Source organism: Micromonospora sp. NPDC003776 (assembly GCF_053605645.1).
Genome location: NZ_JBSGJR010000819.1, coordinates 1 through 2,234 on the forward strand (window position 1 = coordinate 1; position 2,234 = coordinate 2,234).

Sequence of the window (2,234 nt, forward strand, 5' to 3'; positions counted from 1 at the left end):
TGAGCGGGGCCGGGGTGCCGGTGGTGGTACCCCCGCGCTGGGACGGGATGTCGGCGTGCGCGGCGCTGAGCGGGGTGGCCAGGTCCTCCAGCGACGCGGCCGTCCCGGCGGCGCCCACGGCGAGTTGCCGGTCCCGGTCGAGCCGGTCGAGCCGCTTCCGCAGCAGCACGTCGAGCTGGTCGAGGATGACCCCGCGGAGCTGTTTCGCGGCGGCCTGGGCGGTGCTGCCGCTGGCGGAGAGCCGGGCCGGATCGGGTGCCGCCGGGCCGGCCGCCGGCGCGCTGAACGCGGCGAACGCCTCGACCGAGCGCTGGTAGGTGTCCAGCGGGGTGAGCACGTTGGCACCCAGGTCCGTGCTCTCCGAGTTGTCCACCGCGGATCGCAGGTCGGCGACCAGGTCGGTGGCCGGGCCGAGCGCGGCGACCCGAAGTTCGGCCAGCTCGGCGCCGGTCTTCGTCCGGTCGGCGGCCGGGCGGCCGGGGGCCGTCCGGGCCAGGTCCGCGAGCCGGCCGGCGATCACCATGGCAGTGGGCAGGTCGTCGCCGACGGCGTCCTGGAGGAAGTACGAGTCCGCCCCGGGGTCGCGGATCAGTCCAGAGCTCTCCCGCACCTTGCGGTGCAGGGCCAGCAGCAGGTCGGTCACCTCCCCGTACGCCTGGTACGAGGCTTCCGGCCCGGTCAGTTCCCGGTCGGGGAGCGCCTCCAGTTTGGCCCGCAGCCCGGCCCAGCGTTCGTGGCTGCGCAGCTCGTCGCCGTCGGCACTGTCCACCCGCGCCACCTCTTCGACCGCGGCGGTGAGCGCCGTCCGGGAGACCGGCCGCCCGGCCACCGCGGTGGACTGCGCCTCGACCAGCGCATCGGTCACCGGACCGAGGGCGCGCAGGTAGCGCACGCCGAGCCGTTCCCGGGCCGTCAGGTCGCGGTCGTCGCCGGTGTGCCGGGCGGCCTGCGTGTAGAGCAGCCCCAGCGGGGCCAGCAGGGCCAGCACCAGCAGCAGCGGCAGGGCGCGGCGCGCCACGGTGGGCCGCCGACGGACCCGCGGCGCGGGGACGGTCATGGTCTGCCTCCTCCGGCGACGGCGGGTGACGGTGGCGGGGGTCGCCGCATGCAGTCCCGTGCACCGGACCGGAAATTAGTCGACCTGCGGGCGGGTGGAACGGTCCTCCGCGAGTCGGCTTCGCGTCACTTCGGACGGCGTCACGTCTCGTTGATCGTCACGACACGTAGCGTCCCGGGCGGTCGGCGGCTTGCCCGGATCGGCACTGATTCGCGAGCGTAGATGTGAATTCGCGGGATTCGAATTCATCCCGCTGAGATGCCTCTTTCCCTTCGGCGGTCGACGGACCTCGGGCACCGAACGGCCCAACCGGACGGACGTACGGCGGATCTCAGGTGATGCTCAGCTTCCGGGCCGTACCGTGTGCCGCATGAGATCACCGCTGGACGCTGCCCGGATCCGGCGTGCCCTGGCCACCCGCCGACGCCGGGTGGTCGCCGCGACCGTGGTGGCGGTGCTGGTGGTCGCCGCCGTCGCCTGGGCGGCCCGGCCGCAGCGAGCCGACTTCCGGACCGAGTCGGCCCTGGTGACCGTCCGGTCCGGACCCGACGGGGACCAGCCGGTCGATGTGGACACCACGCTCTACCTGCCCCGGGACGCCTCGTCCCGGCACCGGGTGCCGGCGGTGCTGCTGGCGCACGGCTTCGGCGGCACCAAGGAGTCGGTCCGTACCGACGCCGAGGACCTGGTGGCCCGCGGGTACGCGGTGCTGACCTGGACCGCCCGTGGTTTCGGCCGCAGCGGCGGCGAGATCCACCTGGACAGCCCGGACTACGAGGTGCGGGACGCCCAGCGGCTGCTGGACCGGCTCGCCGCCCGCCCGGACATCCGCCTCGACGCGGCCGGCGACCCCCGGGTGGGCGTGGTCGGCGGCTCGTACGGCGGCGGCCTGGCGTTGCTGCTGGCCGCCCAGGACCGCCGGGTCGACGCCGTCGTGCCGATGATCACCTGGAACGACCTGTCCCGGGCGTTCCTGCCGGAGAGCACCGGCAAGGCGCCCACCGAGGGCGTGTTCAAGAAGGGCTGGGCCGGCATCTTCTTCGGCGGCGGGGGCAGCGCCGGCTCCGGCCCGTCCGGCGTCTCCGGCAGCACCGCCGGCCAGCCCGAGGGCGCTCCCGCCTCGGCCGGCGCGCCCAGCCCGCAGCCCGGCGCGGGACCCGGCACCGGCCCCGGCCGG

At 75.4% G+C, this 2,234-nt stretch carries 2 protein-coding genes; one reads left to right on the forward strand and one right to left on the reverse strand.

Annotation, left to right across the window (positions count from 1 at the left end; genetic code table 11):
* Positions 1-1,057: hypothetical protein (locus ACWEVO_RS35300; RefSeq protein WP_452311747.1), on the reverse strand; the 1,057-nt coding region annotated here is incomplete at its 3' end.
* Positions 1,058-1,427: 370 nt separating this feature from the next.
* Between ACWEVO_RS35300 and ACWEVO_RS35305 the strand changes: the two genes are divergently transcribed.
* On the forward strand, positions 1,428-2,234 hold an 807-nt coding region (locus ACWEVO_RS35305; RefSeq protein WP_452311748.1), incomplete at its 3' end, for an alpha/beta hydrolase.